Below are 21,772 nucleotides of genomic sequence, written 5' to 3'. Positions count from 1 at the left end.
GATCTTAATGTTGCAACAAATCGTTGCAACAAATCGTTGCTACGAATGCTTGCGGCAGCCGCCTGGAAATTGCGGCCTTTTTTACAAAATGTGTTTACAACGGTGCGTTCAATTGCTCCAGCCGCGCGATAGTGCCAACATCCGTCCAGTCTCCACGATACACCTCTCCACCGATTTGGTTGAGATCAGCATATTGCCGCAATATTGGTGCCAGTTTTCCGAATTCGCCCGCAGCAATGGAATCGAACATCATCGGACGGAAGACGCCGATGCCGGAATAAGTGAAGCGCGGTTCGCCTTCGTTTCCTTTATTGGAGACTGAAAAGCTGTTGACTACAAAGTCTCCTTCGGGATGATGCGCCGGATTTTTTACCAGATATAACCATGCTACATCGCGGGTTTCAATCGGGTGGGGAACGCCCCATAAGTCGTTATCTTCTAACGTAGTTTTAACCTGTTCAAAATTAAAGTAAGGGCAGTAAATGTCGGCGGAGACTGCGACAAATGCCGCATCGCCGAGCAAATGGCGGGCCTTCGCGACGGCGCCGGCGGTCTCCAGCGCTGTGCCTTCGGCTGAATAGGTGATTTTGGCACCGTATTTGCTGCCATCACCGATGGTATCTTCAATTAATTGGCCCAGGTGAGCGTGATTAATAATGATGTCGGTGATGCCCGCGCGCACCAGATTGACGATATGCCAGACGATGAGTGGACGGCCACGGACTTTTAAAAGCGGCTTGGGGGTGGTATCGGTCAGCGGGCGCATGCGCTCTCCGCGACCGGCGGCAAAAATCATTGCTTTCATGGAATGCTCGGTGTCTCAGTTATTTCGTTAGCGTATTTATACGTCAATATATTCAACAAAAAATAGTGGTTGAACTGGTTTAAAAATACTGGTTTAGAACGTATAGCCAATTTTCTGTGGCGTGTCTTCCAGTTTATCAATCAAGCGAACCAGGGGAATCAATTCGCGATAGCGCAATGCCGCTTTTCGGACATAGTCCATAACCTGCGGAATGTGTTGCATGTATTCCGGCTTTCCATCGCGATAATTCAAGCGCGCAAATAATCCCAGAATTTTTAGATGACGCTGTAAGCCGATGTATTCAAAATCCCGATAAAAGGTGTCGATATCAGGGGCAACCGGTAAGCCGACGCGTTTGGCACGTTCCCAATAACGGATGACCCAATCGAGTACCTGTGCTTCGTCCCAGGAGCGATAGACATCGCGGAACAACGAAGCCAGGTCATACGTGATGGGCCCGTACAGCGCACCTTGAAAGTCTAGTACGCCAGGATTGCCGTTGGGCAATACCATTAAGTTGCGTGAGTGATAATCGCGGTGTACGTAGACTTGCGGTTGCGCCATATTGTTGGCCAGAATGACATTGAAGACGCCATCGAGGCTAGCGCTTTGCTCTGTGGTCAATGTGACATTTAAATGCTTGCCGATGTACCACTCAGAAAATATGTGTAATTCTTTTGATAAAAAAGCGCGGTCATATTCTGGCAGAACATCTGGTTTGCTATGCGTTTGCATTGTAACTAATGCATCAATTGCATCCAGATAGAGCGCGTTAGGGTCAGCTTTCCCATCATTGAGTTGTTGCAAATAAGTTGTCGGGCCGAGGTCGGATAACAACAAAAAACCGCGCTCAACGTCCTGCGCCAGAATGTCCGGCGTTGACATGCCCGCATTATGAAATAGGGCGGCAATTGAAATAAATGGGCGCACGTCCTCTTGCGGTTGAGGTGCATCCATCACTATCAAGGTTTTAGCATCGCCTGAATTAGCAGCATCAATGCGGAAATATCGTCTGAAACTGGCGTCAGCAGATGCAGGGCGGATCGACTCCGCCAGAGTAGGATGGTCAACTAAAGTTGATAACCAGTCAATTATTTGTGTCAGGCGCACATCCGGTGTAGCGGAAGTTAAAGAGGGCGTGCTTGGCGGCGTAGATTGAGGCGATAATTCAGGTGATGTCATTAAGCAGTCCAGGAATACGGTTGTAGGTAGTCAGTTCCCATATAATAAGGGATTAATTTTAAAAAATCCCTACGATGGCGTTTGCTCAATGCATTTCTTGACACGGTTTTCATCAGTATCCCTTTCACAATCGTCGCCGCAATCCTTGCTGTCGCCTCCACTTCGCTCGCCTTTTCGTGGGCATGTGGCCATGCGGAAACACCAGATGGTGCGGTTGCCCTTGCCGCGTATGCGACGTCTCGCATGGCTGATTGCCTCAGTACTAGCTTCTTCAGTGCCAATATTTGTGTCGTCGGCAGCGGTGGCGCAAACCACATTGGTCCGGCAGCCGCGCGTCGATGAGAGCAATTTGCCAACGACGGTGGAGGCCGAGCAGATGACGGGACGTCCTGATCGGGTGTTGAATCTCGACAACGATGTTGATCTAACACGTGGTCAGACAGAAGTTAAATCCGACAAGGGGACTTACCGGATCATCGAAAACGAAGTCGAAGCCCACGGTTGCGTGCGCATGAATCGTTACGGAGACGAATATACTGGAAACGATCTCAAGCTAAATATGGATTCGGGGCAGGGATTTTTGACGCAACCGACGTATAAATTTGGGATAAACGGAGGTCACGGCACCGCTGAACGTTATGATTTTCAGGATGAAGATCACGCTAGAGCGATTACGGGCACGTACACGACTTGTCCCGGTACTAACCCTGATTGGTACATTAAGTCCAGTACCATGGATATCGACAGCGGTCGTGGCGAAGGTTTAGCCCATGGTGGAGTGCTGTATTTTAAAGATGTGCCGATTCTGGCCTCACCTATTTTATCCTTCCCCCTGTCAAGCGACCGTCAATCCGGATTTTTGCCGCCGACGATTGGCGCCACCAGCACGGGCGGGTTCGAAGTCAGTATGCCGTATTACTTTAATATCGCGCCCAACCGAGACTTGACGTTCACCCCGAATGTGATTACCAAACGCGGTGTGCAGTTGGGCCTGGAAGGACGTTATCTTGGCGATACATACAGCGGGATAACCAAACTCGAATATCTGCCGAATGATCTGTTGACCAAGACCAATCGCTATGCGATTCAGTCGAATCATACGCAGACCTTGGGTGGTGGCTTTGGCTTGGGATGGAATGTCAACTATGCATCCGACAATCAATATCCGGATGATTTCTCTCGGTCGATTACGCAAAGTGCACAACGCTTGTTGAACCGTGAATTAGACCTGACCTACGGTGGCGCATATGGCAACGTGTCCGCGGTGGCATCGCGTTACCAGGTTTTGCAAGATTATGACGCTAACGGGAATCCATTGATCGTGCGTCCATATGACCGGCTGCCGCAAGTGAGTTACAACTTCAGTCGTCAGGATGTCGGTGGATTTGACTGGTCTGTGAATGCGCAATACACCCGATTTAAGAATAGTTCTTACGATGTGCCAAAGACCATACAATTGCCGGGTGAGGGTGATCGTCTTTACATTAATCCGCAGATTTCCTATCCGATTATTGGTGCAAGTTATTTTTTGACACCAAAACTTCAATTGGATGCGACGTCGTACAGCCTCACGGATGTGGTGCCGGGTTCGCCGACGAGTTTTAGCCGTGTCTTGCCGACGTTCTCTCTCGATGGTGGTCTGACGTTTGAACGTGAGGCTAAATTGTTTGGTAATGCCGTGACACAAACGTTGGAGCCGCGGATGTTTTACGTGCGCACGCCGTACAAAGATCAAAATAACTATCCACTGTTCGACACAGGCGTATCAGACTTTAATTTTGCGCAGATTTTTACTGAAAACAGCTTTTCCGGCCATGATCGTATTGGTGATGCAAATCAGCTAACCACAGCAATCACCTCCCGCTTTATCGAAGAAAGTGGCATTGAGCGTTTGCGCTTGGCAGTCGGTCAGCGCTTTTATTTCACACCACCGTTGGTATCTTTAGATAACAGTGTTGTCAATAGTCGCTCTGATTTATTACTGGGAGCCAGTGGTCAACTCACGCGCACTTTAGGGATAGATAGTAACCTCCAATACAGTCAAAGTATTAACACCGTTCAGCGTGCAAACTTCAGTATGCGCTGGCAGCCCGCGCCTAAAGAAGTGATTAATCTGGCTTACCGTCTGGATCGTACTCCGGCAGATGTTGCTCTCAATAATAACGAGATATTGAAGCAGGTTGATCTCTCGGCGCAGTGGCCGATAGCTAAACGCTGGTATGGTGTTGGTCGTATCAACTACTCGCTTCAGGATCGTCGGGTCGCTGAGGGGCTGATCGGAATAGAGTACAAAGCGGATTGTTGGGTTTTCCGCGTAGTAGCGCAGCGCACACCGACGTCTACGGCACAGACTAGCTCGGCATTATTTTTCCAGCTTGAATTGAATGGATTGACAAAACTCGGCTCTAATCCGATGCAGGCGTTAAAAGGCAGCATCCCAGGTTATCAGAATGTAAATCAACCAGACAAGATCATCAGTAATTGAATCCGTCATACTTATATATGAATGCTCTCATCACTATGCGCAAAACCAATCAGTCCAATCACTCCAATAAGCTGCAGCTAGCCTCGATCATTGTGGCAATGCTGTTTAGCGTCACATCCAGTGCGTGGGCACAAAAGCCAGCGGCGAGCCCATCAAGTCCGCCCGTCATGGCCTCACCAACTACTTCTGACACGGCGCCAGCGCCCTCAACTGCGCCCGCTTCGAGAGCAACAACGGCCAATACTCCGCAGACTATCGATGTCATCGTGGCGGTTGTTAACAACGAAGTTATCACGCGTCAGGAATTAGCCTTACGCCTGAAGGATGTGATTCAACGGATGAAAAGTCAGGGTATCGAAGCACCGCCACCGGCTGAATTGCAAAAACAACTGTTGGAGCGCCTGATTCTTGAGCGCGCACAAGTGCAGGCAGCCAAAGAATTAGGCTTGTCAGTTGATGACAAAATGCTGGATGCTGCCATTGGCCGTATTGCGGAACAAAACAAGCTGTCCATGAGCGACTTCCGCAAGCAATTGGTTCATGACAATATTCCGTATCCTGCTTTTCGAGATGACATTCGCCGCGAAATTTTGCTACAACGTTTACGTGAGCGGGAAGTCGACAACAAGATTCAAATTACCGAATCAGAAGTCGACAATTACATGATCGCTGAAGCTAGCAACAAGCAATCGCAACAAGCGCAGCAGGAGTTAAACCTGGCGCAAATTTTAGTGCGGGTACCAGAAAATGCCTCGCCAGCGCAAGTCAGCGCCCGACGCAAGCGTGCTGAAGAGGTCTTGCAGCAACTTAAATCAGGCGGAAATTTTGGCAAAATTGCGGCAACCTACTCTGATGCACCCGATGCATTGACCGGTGGAGAACTGGGATGGCGTTCACAGGATCGTTTGCCAAAAATGTTTCTTGATGCAGCCGCCACGCTGACGCCAGGACAGGTCTCACCTATCTTGCAGAGTGCAAACGGATTTTACGTCATCCGACTTAACGACAAACGTGCTGCTACCAATGTTGAAAAACCAGCCGCTGCGCCAGTTGAGCAAACGCATGCGCGCCATATTTTGATCAAGGTTACGCCAACAGTTTCCGCTGCAGAAGCAAAAAAGCGCTTGCTTGAATTAAAAGATCGTCTGGATAATCATGCTGCGAAATTTGAGGATCTGGCAAAACTCTACTCAAATGATCTGTCAGCATCTAAAGGTGGCGATCTTGGCTGGATTTATCCTGGCGACACGGTACCTGAATTTCAGCGCGCCATGGACGCTTTGAAACCCGGACAAATTAGTGACCCGATTGAAACACCTTTCGGTTATCACCTGATTCAGGTGTTGGAACGCAAAACGGACACTGTTTCGGCTGATCGTAAGCGACTCGCGGCCCGTGCTGCCATTCGTGACCGAAAAACGGAAGAAGCTACCAATGACTGGTTGCGTGAGCTACGCGATCGCGCTTATGTTGAATACCGTACCGAAGATAATAATTGATCGTTAGCCCCGCGCGCATCGAGACTTCCTGTGAGTGCGCGGGGTAACAAGCTCAACTCAAATGCAACTCAAGTAAAACTCAAGTAAAACCGGCATGATCGTAATGACTTACTTATTGACCATTCAATGACAGATCAAAAATTTGTTAGTACCGCAACACTATCCCTTAGCGCTAATGCGCGTCGTCCTATCCTCGCGATCACCTGCGGCGAGCCAGCTGGCGTCGGGCCTGAGATTTCTATCAAGGCGGCGTGGGAATTGCGGGCTGACATCAATAGCGTTCTTATAGGTGACGCTGCTTTTTTAGCGATGATCGCGGCTGAGATTGATCCGGCGATTAAATTGGTTGCGCTCTCGGAGCAGGCCTTTCTTTTTAGCGGTTTGCCCAATTTTGGTCCAGATCGTATTGCTGTGATTGACTCGCCTTTTAGCGTGCATGTGCAGCCGGGCAAACTTGATCCGCGTAATGGTCGCGCCATCTTAAAGACGCTGGATATCGCGATTGCAGGTGCCGCCGCAAAAAGCTTTGACGGTATCGTCACTGCGCCTCTGCAAAAGAGCACTATCAACGATGCTGGCGTTCATTTCACCGGTCATACCGAATACCTGGCAGAAAAAACCGGTACAGCGCAAGTAGTGATGATGCTGGCGACTGATCGCACCACGCCGCCGTTGCGGGTTGCCTTAGCGACTACGCATCTGGCGTTGAAGGACGTGGCTGCGGCGATTACTACAGACAGTTTGAGCCGCACGTTAGATATTTTGTACCACGATTTACAAACCAAATTTGGTATAGCGCAGCCGCGTATTATGGTAACGGGGCTTAATCCGCATGCGGGTGAGGGCGGTTACCTCGGACGTGAAGAAATTGAGATCATCACACCGGTATTGGCGGCAGCAAAGGCTAAAGGAATGCTGGTCAGTGGCCCTTATCCGGCCGACACACTGTTTCAGCAAAAGTATCTGGATCAGGCAGATTGCGTGTTGGCGATGTATCACGACCAAGGTTTGCCAGTCCTCAAATATGCCAGCTTTGGGCACGGCATTAATATTACGCTTGGCTTACCCATCATTCGGACGTCGGTCGATCACGGAACCGCTCTTGACTTAGCGGCTGCGGGATTAGGCAAAGCGGATCATGGCAGTATGCTGGCTGCGCTGCATTCTGCGGCTCAGATGGTGCGCGCGACTGCCACTTCCGACGCCGTGGGCCTTAGCGTTAGCACGGCAGAATAACTTAGTTTTATACGCCCTTAAAAGTGCCGTTGCATAATCCAGAGGGATAAAGAATCATCATCGCCGTCCAAAGTGGATTGCCGAATGCACTCCACAATAGTGTAAAAAAAATGCGGCATTTATTTTTTTGTGCGAGATTTTTTCAGCCACTCGGCACAGAATCCCATCACCTTATTAGTATTACCTTTGATCAGCGTATTGCACCCATAACATGAAACATATCGCACGTAAGCGCTTCGGCCAAAATTTTCTCACTGACAAGCAGGTATTGACCGACATCATCAGTGCAATAGCACCGCAAGCAGATGACAACATGGTTGAGATTGGGCCTGGTTTGGCGGCGATGACCAGTTTGCTGCTCAAATCGTTAAAGCAGTTGCACGTGGTCGAACTGGATCGAGATTTGGTGACGCGGCTGGAAAAAACTTTCGATCCTGCCCGTCTTCATGTGCATTCCGCAGATGCATTGAAATTTGATTTCAGTAGCATTCCATTGGTGGGTGAGGGCAAACTGCGTGTGGTTGGCAATTTGCCGTACAACATTTCAAGTCCACTGCTATTCCAATTGACTGAGATCGCCCCTTTGGTCCAGGATCAGCATTTTATGTTGCAAAAAGAAGTTGTCCAGCGGATGGTGGCAGAGCCCGGCAGCAAAACGTTTGGTCGACTTTCTGTGATGCTGCAGTGGCGCTACAAAATGCAATTAATGTTTATCGTACCTCCGACAGCATTTGATCCACCGCCACGCGTTGAGTCGGCAATCGTGCGTATGATTCCGATTGCAGAGCCCTTGGCGTGTGATCAACAGAAGCTGGAAGATGTGGTGTTAAAAGCTTTTACCCAGCGTCGCAAGGTGATTCGTAACAGTCTTTCGGGGATGTTTACCGAAAATGATCTGATCGATGCCGGTATCGACCCGCAAGCAAGACCTGAAACTGTTTCAATGGAACTGTTCGTTGGCCTTGCGAACCGAATGAAGTAAAAGACATTGGGGCGGACTGCTATACCGCGTTATAGCTTTGCATTCGGCCAATGGCCGGGTTTGCGCTCAATTAACTCAATTTTATAGCCGTCCGGGTCTTGTACGAACGCGATATTGGTTGTGCCACCTTTGACCGGGCCTGCTTCGCGGGTAACATTGCCACCTTGCAATTTGACATCCGCGCAAGCCTTATGCACGTCTTCAACGGCTAAAGCAATATGGCCGTAAGCCGTGCCTTGTTCATAACTATCGACTCCGTAGTTGTAGGTCAATTCTAATTCTGCGTGGTCCGGATTGGTGCCATAACCGACGAAAGCAAGTGTGTATTTATATTCAGGGTTATCGTTGGTACGCAGCAATTTCATGCCGAGCACTTTGGTGTAAAAATCGATAGAACGTTGCAGGTTGCCGACGCGCAGCATAGTGTGTAGGAGTAGCATAAATTTTCTCGGTAGTGGGAAGGGAAATGCTTAGAGCATGCGGAGGGTAATAGTGTCCCTATTTTAATGCCGCATTTACGTACTGCGTTGAGTGACGACTTTAGAGATGATTCCAGATAACAGATGCTGATGGTAAACGAATTTTCAATATCCGAATTTTAGACCTAACATCCGTAGCTTAAAAAATAGGTAACGTTTCTTGTGCACTATCGCGTAGTGTGCGTCTAGCCGTTTCAAACTCTGGGAATATGGATTGTACTGTCGCCCAAAAGCGCGGGCTGTGATTCATTTCACGGAGATGGGCTAATTCATGCGCGATCACGTAATCAATCAGCGGCAAGGCAAAGTGCATCAGTCGCCAGTTCAGGCGTATTTTGCCGTCCGCGGTGCAAGAGCCCCATTGCGTGGTGGCAGACGAGAGCGCATACGATTTGTAGGTCACTCCCAGCTTGCTTGCGTACAACGGAAGCCGTTCACCGAATACGCGTTTGGCTTCAAGTTGCAACCAGCCCAACACACGATCTTTCAATTGTTGCTCACTGGCATCAACAGGAAGGCAAACCGTTAATGTACCAGCTTCGGCATCGAATTCAATACCGGCGACTTGGGTTGAGCGGATGCGTAATGTGATGTCATTACCAAGATAAGGTAATGTTTCACCATCGCACCATGTCATTTGTGGCTGCAGACGACGTGCCGAGCGATCGCGGTATTCGTGGAGTTTGGCAAAAATCCAACGTTTCTTTTCGCGAATGGCACTTTCAATTTCAACGACCGTGACCCACTTTGGCGCAGTCACCCGCAGACCATCGTCACTAATCACAAAACCGATTGAACGCCGTTTAGAGCGCAGTAGCGCGTAGTCCAGCACGTGCGCGTCGATGTGCAGGCGACGTTTGCCAGCAGCGAGCGGAAGCTGCATTAGCGACGTGTGAATGTCGGGCGGTGATACCGGTACAGTCGGTGATGGAATGCGTTTCGATTCCGGCGGCGTTATCGGCGCAACTGTCAGATTTGTCGAGGCCTCTGATTCCTGATCTGCGTGAGGCGGCTCGATACTGAACAGATCCAGTTGGCGGGCGAGCGGTTGCTGCAGAGAAACCAGCGGCCGCAGATGCGGCTTAAGGTCGGGCGTCGGTTGTTTCGATTTTTGATGCAAAAATTTCAAGATTGGCGGCTGTTATTGTTAACAATGCTGATCAACGGTCTGGCGTGCTACTTTGAGTAGACGTGCGGTGAAATGACCCGCATCTCTGATTCTATCCAATTTTCAACTTTTTCCATCATCTCGGCACTATTTAGGCCTTCTGGTGAGATCGGTTTGCCAATTGAGACAGTAATCATCCCCGGTTTTTTGATAAATGAGTTCTTCGGCCAGCACTCACCCGCATTAACGGCGATGGGTACGACTACCGAGTTGGTTTCGATGGCAAGCCGTGTGCCGCCGTGTTTATACTTACCTTTTTGACCAACAGGAATCCGTGTTCCTTCCGGAAACATGATTATCCACTGGCCATCGGCCAGACGGCGGCGTCCTTGCGTAACCACTTGCGCGAACGCATCACGGCCTTTGCGATCAATAGGAATCATGCGCAACAATGCAATGCCCCAACCAAAGAACGGAATGTAGGTAAGCGATTTCTTGAAGACGAACACTAACGGGCGCGGCGTCATCGGCAGTAAAAAAATGGTTTCCCACGCTGACTGATGCTTGGATAGCACGATAGCGGGGGCGTCTGGAAAATTTTCAGCGCCTTTGATTTGATAATGAATGCCGCAAATTACCTTCGCTAACCAGATGATAAAGACGTTCCAGCGTGACGTAAGATAATATCTTCTGGCGTAAGGAAAGGGCGCGAAAAAAAGACAGGCGATAGCCCATATAACCGTCGCGATAGTCATGATCGCAAAGAACAACACGGACCTTAGAAACAAGAAAAACTGCATACATACTCCAAAAATATTAATCGCAGCAACGTCAAACCAGCTTAAGCCTTAACCAAAGCCATCAACGTTGTCACAGAATGTCTATACCATCAGCAGGTTGAAAGGCGCGGTATGTTGGAGTCACTTGAGTACCCCACTCCAGCGCTCAGATTACGTGCTTCAAACCGACATTTCTACCGACTTTTTCAATAGAAAATCGACCACCGCCGCTAAATCCGGAAACACCATGGTCCCGGGGGGAAGGCCACCTTTTTCTCGCGTAGTCTCACCTTTGCCGGTCAATACCAAAAACGGCGCGCATCCTGCTACGAAACCGGCTTGTAAATCGCGCAGGGAGTCGCCGATCACGGGCACGCCGCCACGCAGACTGATATCAAAACGTTTGGCAATGTCGATAAACATTCCTGGCTTCGGCTTGCGACAGTCGCAATTATCTTCAGCGGCATGTGGGCAAAAGAAGACCGCATCAATTTCTGCACCGACCATTTGTGCCGCATTGTGCATCTTTTGATGGATTTCATTCAGCGTTTGCATGCTAAGCAAACCACGGGCAACGCCCGATTGATTGGTTGCCACGACGACGTGATACCCCGCCTGATTCAGACGCGCAATGGCTTCTAGCGAGCCTTTGATCGGAATCCATTCATCGGGTGACTTGATGAAGGCATCGGAATCTTGATTAATCACGCCATCGCGGTCAAGAATGATCAGTTTGATTGTCTGTCCCATGTTGATCTCAGGCAACCAGCTTGGAGATGTCAGCGACCTGATTCAGCATCAGGTGCAGATTGGACAGTAACGCCAAACGGTTGTTACGCAACTGTTCGTCTTCTGCCATCACCATCACCTCATTAAAAAAGGCGTCAACTTCGGATCGTAAACGTGCGAGCGATTGCAGTGCGCCAGCAAAATCGCCTTGGGCAAAGGCTGCATCGACTTGCGGTTTGACATTGGTCATCGCTGCTACGAGATTTTTTTCTGCGGCGTCCTGTAATAAGTTTGCTTGTACTGCACCGGTCTGGACCACATTATTCTTTTTCAGAATGTTGGTGATTCGCTTGTTGGCCCCTGCCAATGCTTCGGCCTCCGGTAAAGCTGCAAATGCCTGCACAGCATCCAGGCGTTCAATGATGTTGGTCAGCGTATCAGGCTGTTGCGCGACAACCGCTTCGATCTGGTTCGGTGCGTATCCGCGCTCGCGCAATATGCCACGCAAGCGGTCGTACATGAAGCTCAGCACATCTGTGCCGGGATCTTTGAAGTTAGCATTGTCGGCGAACGAAGCCGCTGTCGTTTGCAACAAATGTTGTAACGATAACGGCAGACGTTTTTCGAGCAACATGCGCAATACGCCTAATGCGTGGCGACGTAGCGCAAATGGATCTTTGTCGCCGGTTGGTTGTAAGCCGATACCCCAGATACCGACCAGCGTTTCCAGTTTGTCGGCAAGCGCAACTGCGGTACTGGTATCGGTCGTCGGTAGCGCATCACCTGCAAAGCGCGGTTGATAATGTTCCGAGATCGCCAGCGCAACCTGATCTGCCTCGCCGTCATGGCGCGCGTAGTACGTTCCCATAATGCCTTGCAGTTCCGGGAACTCGCCCACCATATCGGTCAGTAAATCGGCTTTGGCTAGTTCTGCACCACGGGCCGCACGCACTGCCAACAGAGGATCAGAGCTGAGAAGGGTGGCGATAGCAACCGCGATTGTCTGAACGCGTTGTGTGCGTTCAAACTGATTACCCAGCTTGTTGTGATACACCACGTTGGCGAGTAGCGGTACGCGATCTGCCAAGGTTTTTTTCTGATCTTGCTCAAAGAAAAATTTGGCATCTGCAAGCCGCGGTCGCACCACACGTTCATTGCCTTGAATAATGTATTGCGGATCTTTAGTTTCCAGATTCGAGACGATCAAAAAGCGCGAACGCAATTTGCCGGTCGCATCAGTCAGCGCAAAATATTTCTGATTGGTTTGCATGGTCAGGATCAGACATTCCTGCGGAACCGTCAGATATTCGTCTTCAAAATGGCATGGATAGACCACCGGCCATTCGACCAGAGCGGTCACTTCATCCAGCAACGATTCTGGCATCAACACTTGATCACCACCGGCTGCGGCCAGCAACGCTGTACGGATTTGTTCCTTGCGTTGGCTGAAACTGGCGATGACCTTGCCTTGGCTTGCCAATACTTCGACGTAGCTCTCTGCATTTGCAATCGTGATAGCGCCTTTTGACAAAAAGCGATGACCGCCGGTGATCCGACCCGCGTTCAGTCCCAACAAGCGTAACGGCACCACGGCGTCGCCATGCAAGACAATCAGACGGTGTGCCGGACGGACGAAATGCACTGTTTCGCCAGCGGCCGGGCCGTACTGAAGCTGATAGCTCATTTGCTTCGGAATCGGCAATTTGGCAACGGTGTCATCCAGAATGACTTGCAAGCCAGTTTCCAGCGCTGCACCTTTCGCGGTATAGCTGTAGAAAAAGCTTTCGGCCTTGCCATCGACGGCACGTTCCAGTTGATCTGGCGTGATCAGTACAGCGTTGGTCGCAGCAGCTAATGCGGCGAGTTTTTTGATCAGCGGCACGCTGGGCTGACCTTGTGTGTCGAGTGCTACTGAAACCGGCAGCACTTTCTCGCGCATGGTCTTATCCAGCGAGACTGCACGGACGTTACTGATAATGACAGCGAGACGTCGTGGCGTCGCGTAAGTCGTGGCGATGGCATCGGTGTTTAAAAAATCACGCGCTTTCAGACCATTAAAAATGCCGCTGGCGAAAGCGTTACCAAGTTTTTCGAGCGCCTTTGGCGGCAATTCTTCAGTAAAAATTTCGATTAAAAGGGTAGAACTCATGCTGCTTCACTCCCTGCGCGGCGTGCCACCGTCGTGGTGTACTCGTCGCCAAATTCTTTTAACAATAACGGCGCATTTTTTTCGCTGAGTTCCCACATCGGAAAGCCGAGTGTTTCGCGCGATTCGTAATAGGCCTTCGCGACTTCGCGTGAAAGGTTGCGAATCCGGCCCATATAGGCAGCACGCTCAGTCACTGAGATCGCGCCACGTGCATCCAGCAAATTGAAGGTGTGCGCCGCTTTTAACACCATTTCATAGGCTGGCAGTGCCAGCGGCACGGCTAGCAATTTCTTGGCCTGTGCTTCGTAGCTACCAAATAGCGGGAACAAGAATTCGGTATCGGCATACTCAAAGTTGTAAGTCGATTGCTCGACTTCATTTTGGTGAAAGACATCGCCATAGCTTAGATGCTTCTTGACGTCATTTTCGATCCATTCCGTCCAGACCAAATCGTAGACGTTTTCGACACCTTGCAAATACATTGCCAATCGTTCAATGCCGTAAGTGATTTCGCCCAATACAGGCTTGCAATCCAGACCACCGACCTGCTGAAAATAGGTGAATTGCGTCACTTCCATGCCGTTCAGCCAGACTTCCCAACCCAGACCCCATGCACCCAAGGTCGGATTTTCCCAGTCATCCTCAACGAAGCGGACATCGTTCTTTTGCAGATCAAGGCCGAGGGCCTCAAGCGAGCCGAGATAAAGATCGAGAATGTTTTCTGGCGCAGGTTTTAGCACTACCTGATATTGATAGTAATGTTGCATGCGATTAGGATTGTTGCCGTATCGACCATCTTTAGGCCGACGTGATGGCTGCACATAGGCAGCGCGCCACGGTTCTGGCCCAATAGCGCGTAAAAAGGTCGCGGTGTGCGAGGTGCCAGCGCCGACTTCCATGTCGTAAGGTTGCAATAGCGCGCAACCTTGAGCGCCCCAATAGTCTTGCAATTTGAGAATAATTTGTTGAAATGTAAGCATTATTTTTTGTGCTGCTCCATGCGGCAGGGCCGGTTGCTAAAAAGCAAAGTGAGTTTCGCTAAAGGAGCGATTTTAGCGGGTTTTGGCAGCCTTATGTGACTGGCTTGGGTTACGACTTCTGTTACGGCTGCATAATGTTGTAGTTACGTTATAGTTAAGACATTAGTAACTGACCATCGAATGACTTTTTAGAGCGCACGAATCATTGCTCAGCAATCGACCGGTGCAAACGTATTTGATTCACTCTTTTTTGGTCTTACGCTGGCGTCCAGACAGTCTCGTGATAGCCAACAATACCGTGGCTAACATTAACAGTAAGCGGTTGCCAAGCAGTATATAAGGTGTATTACCCGTAAAACCTTGTATCGAGGCCGCAAGTGCACCGCGACTGAGCGGCGCTAAGTGGGCGGTCACATTGCCGTGCGGATCAATGACGGCGGTTGTGCCGGTATTGGTTGCCCGCAACATTGGGCGGCCGGTTTCGATACTGCGCATTTGTGAAATCTGCAAATGTTGTGGTAAAGCAATCGAATCGCCGAACCACGCGATGTTCGACATATTGAGCAATATCGTCGCAGCAGGATGACCGGCAGACGCGGATGCCGCCAGTTGTGCCGCGATTTCTTCTCCAAATAAATCTTCATAGCAAATGTTAGGCAACACCCATTGATCCTTTACCGCGAACGGCGGTTGCACCGGCGCGCCACGGGTAAAGTCGCCCAACGGGATATTCATCAAATCGACAAACCAGTGGAAGCCATAAGGAATAAACTCGCCGAATGGGACCAAATGGTGTTTGTCATAGCGATAAATGTGCGGTCTATCGGCGCTAGCGTCTGAATTTTCGGCAGTGTTCGGCGAAAATCCAAGGACGCTGTTTGCATACAAATTGGGACCATCCGTGATGGGGATGCCCACCGCAATATAACTGCCGGATTGCCGTGCAAACTGTGCGATTGCAGGAAGATATTCTGGCGGTAGCTGCGTCTGCAATAGCGGTATCGCTGTTTCTGGGGTGGCGATCAGGTCAGCTGGCGCGGCGCTGATCAAATCCTTGTAAAGACCGAGTGTCTGATCGATTTTTGCCGGATCAAACTTCATCTCCTGAGCAATGTTGCCTTGTAGTAATCGTACCGATATCGGTTGCCCCGTGGGTTTGGTCCAATCGATCTTGTGTAGACCCACGCCGATCAACAGAATCACAATGGCTGCTATTCCTGCCAGTTTTCCCTGCTCATTTTTGTTGAGCAGCAAGGCCAGACAGCCGCCGATCAACGCCGCGATCATGCCAAGGCCGTAGACACCAATTATCGGGGCGTAACCGGCGAGTGGGCTGGCGGTGTGGGCATAGCCGGATACCAGCCAGGGAAAGCCGGTAAAAATCCACCCACGAACCCATTCGCTCAAAGCCCATAGCGACGGAAAAATCGCCAGCGCAGTCATCGCTGGCGAGGCTGACCAGCGACGGCGCAACCAGATTGTTAAGCCAGCCGCCGTGGCCGCGTGCAGACCTACGAATAGCGCCAGCAATCCCACTGCTAACGCTGTAATCCATGCTGGCATTCCGCCATAGACGTGCATGCTGATATACAGCCAGTACACGCCGCAAACACTCCAACCAAAGCCAAATGCCCAGCCCAGTAACATACCTTGTTTAACTGAGTCGATTTTTAGCAACCGCCATATCAAAAGCGCCAGCGTCAGCAATTGGATCGGCCACGCGCCAAAAGGCGCAAAGGCCAGTACATTGAGTGCGCCGAGCAGAGTGGCTAGCGGGAGTTGTCTCGAGGTGAAGCGCAAGGTCATCGGTTGGCGTTAGACTGGTGAGAAGTTATGCGATCAATACGCTTAAATCATATCGATTTAAGCGTATCAGTTGAATCGTCCTGTTGGAGTCGTCTTAATGACGATTTGCCAGGACTGATTCGCGTCGCTTGAATGGGGCAAAACGAGAGCCATGGTGTGAGGAGGGACTCTCGGTTCAGTTGTGCATCTACAGGTAACACGTTGACTGGTCTCGGGTGCCAGTTATTTAGTTAGTTCGGCCAGGCCAGCACATGCATTCAGGATACCGAACTCGCCAAACCCACCAACTTACGCGTCATCTTCTGGAAGCACGCCCTGTATTTTTTCGACCAGCAATACATGGACCTGACGAGGGTCGGCGCGCAAGACTTCAAAGCGCACGTGATCGAAGACGAATTGGTCTCCTTTACGCGGTACCCGGCCCAAATGATTCGCAATCAGGCCGCCAATCGTATCAACATCTTCGTCAGAAAAATGGGTATCCAGTGCTTCGTTAAATTGCGCAATTTCTGTTAATGCTTTGACGCGCCAGCGTGCGCCATGATCGCCGTCGCGGATGACCAGAATGTTATCTTCTTCTTCATCGAAGTCGTATTCGTCTTCGATATCGCCCACAATCTGTTCCAGCACGTCTTCGATGGTGATGAGGCCAGCGACGCCACCATATTCATCGACAACGATGGCCATGTGATTGCGGTTGGCGCGAAAGTCGCGCAGCAATACATTGAGACGTTTGGATTCAGGAATAAAGATGGCAGGGCGCAACATGTCACGTACGTCGAACGATTCTTCTGCGTAATAGCGAAGCAGATCTTTCGCCAATAGGACACCGATGACTTTGTCACGATCACCGTCGACCGCGGGAAAGCGTGAGTGCGCGGTAGATAACACTTCCGGCATCCATTCTTCGATGGGTTTGGTGATATCGATCATATCCATTTGCGAACGCGGCACCATGATGTCGCGCGCGGAAAGATCGGATACCTGAAATACACCTTCGATCATCGACAAAGCGTCGGCGTCAATCAGGTTGCGCTCGTGCGCATCTTGCAATACATCAAGAAGTTCGGCGCGGTTTTCAGGCTCGGGAGAAATGAGGGCGGTCAGGCGTTCAAACAAAGACCTATGGGGTTTAGCGTCAAAGGATTTGACGCTACTAGAGTGCTCGGGCATATGGCGTTAGCCTTGGATTTACGTTATTTCGAATGCGATAGGATACAACAAATATGTGACAGGACGAAGAAACGTGCCCGTTTGCATCAATATATAAGGTTAATTCTCGATAATTTAACCACAAATAAAAAAAAGGCAATGCATTGATTGCATTGCCAAAAGTGCTATTTACAACGCAATTATTTCTTCATTTCATCTTTTGCCATGCCATCCTTGCTCATGGCGTCTTTACCCATCGCATCTTTGTCCATGCTCGATTTTTTCTTCATGGTATGGGCTTTTTTGGTTATTTTGTCGTTGGACATTTGATCCTTTGACATACTATCCTTGGCCATACTGTCTTTTCCCATCGCATCCGGTTTCATTGCATCCTGCGCATAGACGCTTGTAGCGGCCAATAACAGACAGCCCATCAAGACGGCCGATAATTGCTTTTTCATGTAAATCTCCATATAAATAAATGCGGCAAAAGTGCCCTATCAATCAGTGGTTATCTAGTGAGTGGGTGCAGACTATCTTGACTCTGCGAGAGAGTCTGCACCGGCTCATAAAGCATCTCTCGCGATTTGGAGAGTTGTTTCAGAACCTTCAAGATCTGGTTTTAGCGAGATATTGAACAGATTCTTAGGCCCCACCGAACCAGTTGTACCCTTGGTCTTCCCAATAACCACCGGGGTACGTGTTTGTTACTTCAAGCGACATAATATGTTTGGGGTTTTTGTATCCGAGTTTGGTCGGCATCCGCAGCTTCATCGGAAAGCCGTACTTTGGTGGCAAGATTTGGCCATCGTAGGTTAATGTCAATTGGGTTTGTGGATGTAGTGCAGTCGGCATATCGATGCTGGTGTGATAATCGTCACCACATTTAAACTCGACATATTTGGCACTCAGATCGGCACCAATCTGCTTCAAAAAAAGAGAAAATGGCACGCCGCCCCAGCGCCCGATTGCACTCCATCCCTCCACGCAGATATGTCGCGTAATTTGCTCATTTTGCGGCAACTGATGCAAAGCATCGAGTGTCCATGGACGCTTATTGCTCACCAGCCCACCCACTTTCAGCAAGTAGTCTTCTGCCGGAATTTCCGGAACATCTTCTTCACCGTAGTAGGCATTGAATGGAAACGGTCTCGTGATCATCGACGCTGGATATGTCGGTGCCAATTTGTTGGGATCAAACAGCCATGCTTGCACGCCATCATTCATGCGTGAAACACGTTCCAGCATCCGATTGACGGACAAATCGTCGCTGATATTGCACCCTGTCAGCAATGACAGACCACCCAGAGTCAGCGCCCGCTTACCAAATAGGCGCCGCGATGGCATTGATAGTTCATGCCGCGCATCTTTTAAAATCGACTCGGTATCGAGTTGGGATGCTGCGATGATTAATCGCGATTTCTTGATCATGATCGGGATCTCCTTGTATCACTATCTGAGTGTCTGAGCATTTATCTGCATGTTTATCGGATTCGGATCAAGCTCACCGTCCGCGCAGCATGGCCAGCAAGGTGCGTGGGACCAAGGCCACCATGACGATGTGGACCACGATAAATAGAACCAAAAAACTCATTGCAAAGAAGTGCACGATGCGTGCATTGTCATAGCCACCCATGAGATCGCGCAGAAGCGGAAATTGCACCGATTTCCAAATGGCGAGTCCGGAGATAACTAAAAGTATCAGGTCGAGAATGACTGAAACGTAGGCCAGTTTTTGTACCGCGTTATATTTGTCGAGGGCATCGTGTTGTAGCTTGCCCGTCAGTGCTTTCTTAACGTCTCGCAATACAGCGCCCGGTGTTAGCGGAAAAAACTTCCTCCAAAGACGTCCTGTTGCCCCATTGAACAGCAGGTAAATCAGTCCGTTAAAAAATAAGAGCCACATCGCAGCAAAATGCCATTGCAATGCACCTCCAAGCCAACCTCCTAATGTCAGGTTGGCTGGAATACGAAAGGCGAATATCGGTGACGCGTCATAGATACGCCATCCGCTTAAGATCATCAAGATCACTGCAACGGCATTGAGCCAGTGGGTGATACGTAACCAGACCGGATGGATGATAGCGTGGCTTGACGCGTCGGTCGCTAATGTATTCATTTTTGTCTCCCAACATGAAAGAAGGTGAGGTCAAGAAGCGGAATGTAATTTTTTCCAAAGGTTTGCATGCGATGCACCCGAAATGCTTGAATGAAACATAGTCGGCAGTAGAAACGATTCCTTACACATTATTTTAGAATTTTCGCAAAATCTCGCCAGCAGCGTCGTGCTTTCCTTTTCATGCTGTGGCTATAATCTTTTCGCGGGCATGCTCGTCAAACTCGTTGCAGGGATTTTTTTTGACGATCCGATACGTTTATGCTAGTACTTTTTTATAAAAAAAGAATAGGATATATTTCCAAAAAAAAATGTTGGTTTCTGAAATTGAATATTGGTACTGGCTAAATTATGGGGAGTTGTTGACTTGATGTGGCTATCGTCTGTAAGGGACGATTAAAGGCCGGATGAGTCAATGCGCTTATACGGACCGCGTTTGCAGCTCGTCGGCTATGAAGGTTTGCTGAAGATGGTCGGAACGTTTACGCCTTTTTTCTAAAAAAAGGCGCGACGCTATGTTGATTTACCGGTGTTAAGGCATCGGCTGGCATGGACGATAGTTATGCACTGATATCTCCGAGGTCACTTTGCGTAGGTTCGATTAAAGCAAAGCAATACCGGTATCTTCATCGGCGTAGGGATTAGGCCATCCTAAAGCGGTCAAAATCTCAATTTCCAGGTTCTCCATCTCGGTCGCTTCTTCATCATTTTCATGGTCGTAGCCCTGTGCATGCAAAACGCCATGCACGACCAGATGGGCGGTGTGTTCTTCGACCGATTTGTTTTGTTCAGCGGCTTCACGTTGCAGAACGTCGGTGCAGAGAACAATATCTGCCTCGGTCGTTTCTGCGTCTTCATCTTCGGTGTAAGCGAAGGTCAGCACATTGGTGGCGTAATCCTTGCCGCGATAATCGCGGTTAAGGGTTCTGCCTTCCTCTACATCAACAAAACGAATAGTCAATTCGGCTGGCGCCAGCAGCGCCGCCTTCACCCACCGCCGTACTTGCGGACGCAAAATGATTTCTTTTAAACGGGGATCGGGATATTGCACCGATAACGACAATTTGTTAGCTGGAGGTTTATTTTTTTGCGACATTGCGGCTGCGAGCACGTTTGGTGATACCTGTTTCAATCGGTTTAGGAAGTTTGATTGCCTTGATCGGCGGCGACACTGGATCAAGCACGCCATGGGTTGATGCCACCGGCGTTGCTAATGACGCAGCTTCATAGGCATCCACGATTCTTGCTACCAGTGGATGACGCACTACGTCGGTACTATTAAAACGGGTGAAAGCGATACCGCGCACGTCTTTCATGATGTTCATCGCATCAATCAAACCACTCTTCTGGCCGCGCTGCAAGTCGATTTGGGTGACATCGCCAGTGACGACGGCCTTGCTGCCAAAACCGATGCGTGTCAAAAACATTTTCATTTGTTCCGGCGTCGTATTTTGTGCTTCGTCCAGAATAATGAAGGCGTGGTTTAACGTACGGCCGCGCATATAAGCGAGCGGGGCAATTTCAATTGCCTGCTTTTCAAACATTTTTTGGGTGCGATCAAAACCAAGTAAGTCATACAATGCGTCATACAAGGGGCGCAGATAAGGGTCGACTTTTTGTGCAAGATCACCCGGCAAAAATCCTAGTCGCTCGCCAGCCTCAACCGCCGGTCTCGTCAGGACGATACGTTTTACTGCGTCGCGTTCGAGTGCATCAACCGCGCATGCCACCGCCAGATACGTTTTGCCAGTACCGGCAGGCCCGATGCCCAACGTCACATCGTGCTCCAAAATCGCGCGAATATAAGCTATTTGATGCGGTGTGCGACCACGTAGATCAGCCCGACGCGTCTTTAGTACAGGGCTCTCTATTTGCGATGGTGGTATCGGCGTTGTAATGTAAGGGTCGCTAATGATGTCATCAACATCCTCATCGCCGTCCTCGCCACCATTTACGCCATTACTCCGCTTATGCGCCTGATTAGCCCGTTGTTCGACCAGCGCCAACTGAATTTCATCCACTGAAATGACGCGGTGTGCCAGTGCATAAAACTGTTCCAGCATGGAAACTGCGCGTTCGGCGTTAGCGCCAGAGGCAATAAATTTCTCACCGCGACGAAAAAGTGTCACGTCCAGAGCAGCAGAAATTTGACGCAAGTTCTCATCCAGTGGCCCGCATAAATGCGCCAGCCGGGTATTATCCAGCGGTTCGGGAGTGAAGTAGAACGGCTGCGATGGGGTTTTAGTTTTGGTTTTCAAGCGAATGTCTGCTCTTAAGTGATTGCA

Annotated in this window: 19 protein-coding genes; 4 read left to right on the top strand and 15 right to left on the bottom strand. The window is 49.8% G+C overall.

Translation table 11 applies throughout. From position 1 onward, the window contains the following. Nucleotides 1-94: 94 nt before the first annotated feature. Together murU and RGU75_RS02730 are read right to left on the bottom strand one after the other, a co-directional pair. On the bottom strand, nucleotides 95-805 hold the full coding sequence (gene murU / locus RGU75_RS02735) for an N-acetylmuramate alpha-1-phosphate uridylyltransferase MurU (protein ID WP_322232769.1): 711 nt from the start codon (nucleotides 803-805) through the stop codon (nucleotides 95-97). Nucleotides 806-898: 93 nt separating this feature from the next. Further along, nucleotides 899-1,987 carry an aminoglycoside phosphotransferase family protein gene (locus RGU75_RS02730; protein WP_322232767.1) on the bottom strand — a complete coding sequence of 363 codons (1,089 nt, stop codon included), beginning with the start codon at nucleotides 1,985-1,987 and terminating at the stop codon, nucleotides 899-901. Between the two features lie 190 nt (nucleotides 1,988-2,177). On the opposite strand from RGU75_RS02730, the gene RGU75_RS02725 reads away from it, so the two are divergent. The 4 genes from RGU75_RS02725 (at nucleotide 2,178) to rsmA (ending at nucleotide 8,189) form a co-directional block, all read left to right on the top strand. Next, complete coding sequence (locus tag RGU75_RS02725) at nucleotides 2,178-4,472, top strand: LPS-assembly protein LptD (RefSeq protein WP_322232765.1); 2,295 nt, start codon at nucleotides 2,178-2,180, stop codon at nucleotides 4,470-4,472. Nucleotides 4,473-4,489: 17 nt separating this feature from the next. Beyond that, on the top strand, nucleotides 4,490-5,971 hold the full coding sequence (locus RGU75_RS02720) for a peptidylprolyl isomerase (protein ID WP_322232764.1): 1,482 nt from the start codon (nucleotides 4,490-4,492) through the stop codon (nucleotides 5,969-5,971). 126 nt (nucleotides 5,972-6,097) lie between these two features. Next, nucleotides 6,098-7,207 (top strand): 4-hydroxythreonine-4-phosphate dehydrogenase PdxA, encoded by a 1,110-nt coding sequence (pdxA, locus tag RGU75_RS02715; protein ID WP_322232762.1) that lies wholly within the window; start codon nucleotides 6,098-6,100, stop codon nucleotides 7,205-7,207. A 211-nt stretch (nucleotides 7,208-7,418) separates the two neighbouring features. Next, a complete protein-coding gene (gene rsmA, locus RGU75_RS02710) occupies nucleotides 7,419-8,189 on the top strand; it encodes a 16S rRNA (adenine(1518)-N(6)/adenine(1519)-N(6))-dimethyltransferase RsmA (protein ID WP_322232760.1) in 771 nt (256 codons plus the stop codon). Between the two features lie 29 nt (nucleotides 8,190-8,218). Here the strand turns inward: rsmA and gloA are convergent, their stop codons facing one another. The 13 genes from gloA to RGU75_RS02645 all read right to left on the bottom strand — a co-directional run bounded on the left by gloA (nucleotide 8,219) and on the right by RGU75_RS02645 (nucleotide 21,745). Beyond that, complete coding sequence (gene gloA / locus RGU75_RS02705) at nucleotides 8,219-8,629, bottom strand: lactoylglutathione lyase (RefSeq protein WP_322232757.1); 411 nt, start codon at nucleotides 8,627-8,629, stop codon at nucleotides 8,219-8,221. Nucleotides 8,630-8,807: 178 nt separating this feature from the next. After that, a complete protein-coding gene (locus tag RGU75_RS02700; RefSeq protein ID WP_322232755.1) occupies nucleotides 8,808-9,797 on the bottom strand; it encodes a SprT family zinc-dependent metalloprotease in 990 nt (329 codons plus the stop codon). A gap of 47 nt (nucleotides 9,798-9,844) precedes the next feature. Next, on the bottom strand, nucleotides 9,845-10,576 hold the full coding sequence (locus RGU75_RS02695; protein WP_322232753.1) for a lysophospholipid acyltransferase family protein: 732 nt from the start codon (nucleotides 10,574-10,576) through the stop codon (nucleotides 9,845-9,847). A 159-nt stretch (nucleotides 10,577-10,735) separates the two neighbouring features. Continuing rightward, nucleotides 10,736-11,293 (bottom strand): D-glycero-beta-D-manno-heptose 1,7-bisphosphate 7-phosphatase, encoded by a 558-nt coding sequence (gene gmhB / locus RGU75_RS02690; protein ID WP_322240185.1) that lies wholly within the window; start codon nucleotides 11,291-11,293, stop codon nucleotides 10,736-10,738. Nucleotides 11,294-11,312: 19 nt separating this feature from the next. Further along, nucleotides 11,313-13,433 (bottom strand): glycine--tRNA ligase subunit beta, encoded by a 2,121-nt coding sequence (gene glyS, locus RGU75_RS02685; protein WP_322232751.1) that lies wholly within the window; start codon nucleotides 13,431-13,433, stop codon nucleotides 11,313-11,315. Further along, complete coding sequence (gene glyQ / locus RGU75_RS02680; protein ID WP_322232749.1) at nucleotides 13,430-14,413, bottom strand: glycine--tRNA ligase subunit alpha; 984 nt, start codon at nucleotides 14,411-14,413, stop codon at nucleotides 13,430-13,432. The genes glyS and glyQ overlap by 4 nt, the downstream gene beginning before the upstream one ends. 240 nt (nucleotides 14,414-14,653) lie before the next feature. Beyond that, complete coding sequence (gene lnt, locus RGU75_RS02675; protein WP_322232747.1) at nucleotides 14,654-16,219, bottom strand: apolipoprotein N-acyltransferase; 1,566 nt, start codon at nucleotides 16,217-16,219, stop codon at nucleotides 14,654-14,656. 288 nt (nucleotides 16,220-16,507) lie between these two features. Then, complete coding sequence (locus tag RGU75_RS02670) at nucleotides 16,508-17,392, bottom strand: HlyC/CorC family transporter (protein WP_322232745.1); 885 nt, start codon at nucleotides 17,390-17,392, stop codon at nucleotides 16,508-16,510. A 179-nt stretch (nucleotides 17,393-17,571) separates the two neighbouring features. Then, complete coding sequence (locus RGU75_RS02665) at nucleotides 17,572-17,832, bottom strand: pentapeptide MXKDX repeat protein (protein ID WP_322232743.1); 261 nt, start codon at nucleotides 17,830-17,832, stop codon at nucleotides 17,572-17,574. A gap of 184 nt (nucleotides 17,833-18,016) precedes the next feature. Continuing rightward, nucleotides 18,017-18,802 (bottom strand): molybdopterin-dependent oxidoreductase, encoded by a 786-nt coding sequence (locus RGU75_RS02660; RefSeq protein ID WP_322232741.1) that lies wholly within the window; start codon nucleotides 18,800-18,802, stop codon nucleotides 18,017-18,019. Nucleotides 18,803-18,875: 73 nt separating this feature from the next. Continuing rightward, entirely contained in the window at nucleotides 18,876-19,490 is a 615-nt protein-coding gene (locus RGU75_RS02655) for a cytochrome b/b6 domain-containing protein (RefSeq protein ID WP_322232739.1), read from the bottom strand. A 598-nt stretch (nucleotides 19,491-20,088) separates the two neighbouring features. Continuing rightward, nucleotides 20,089-20,583 (bottom strand): rRNA maturation RNase YbeY, encoded by a 495-nt coding sequence (gene ybeY, locus RGU75_RS02650; RefSeq protein ID WP_322232737.1) that lies wholly within the window; start codon nucleotides 20,581-20,583, stop codon nucleotides 20,089-20,091. Then, nucleotides 20,567-21,745 (bottom strand): PhoH family protein, encoded by a 1,179-nt coding sequence (locus RGU75_RS02645; protein WP_322232734.1) that lies wholly within the window; start codon nucleotides 21,743-21,745, stop codon nucleotides 20,567-20,569. Before RGU75_RS02645 ends, ybeY begins: the two co-directional genes overlap by 17 nt. Nucleotides 21,746-21,772 lie beyond the last annotated feature (27 nt).

Source organism: Glaciimonas sp. CA11.2 (genome assembly GCF_034314045.1).
GTDB lineage: Bacteria > Pseudomonadota > Gammaproteobacteria > Burkholderiales > Burkholderiaceae_D > Glaciimonas.
Note: the sequence above shows the minus strand (reverse complement) of the source record. Positions and strands in the feature narration are given on the sequence as shown.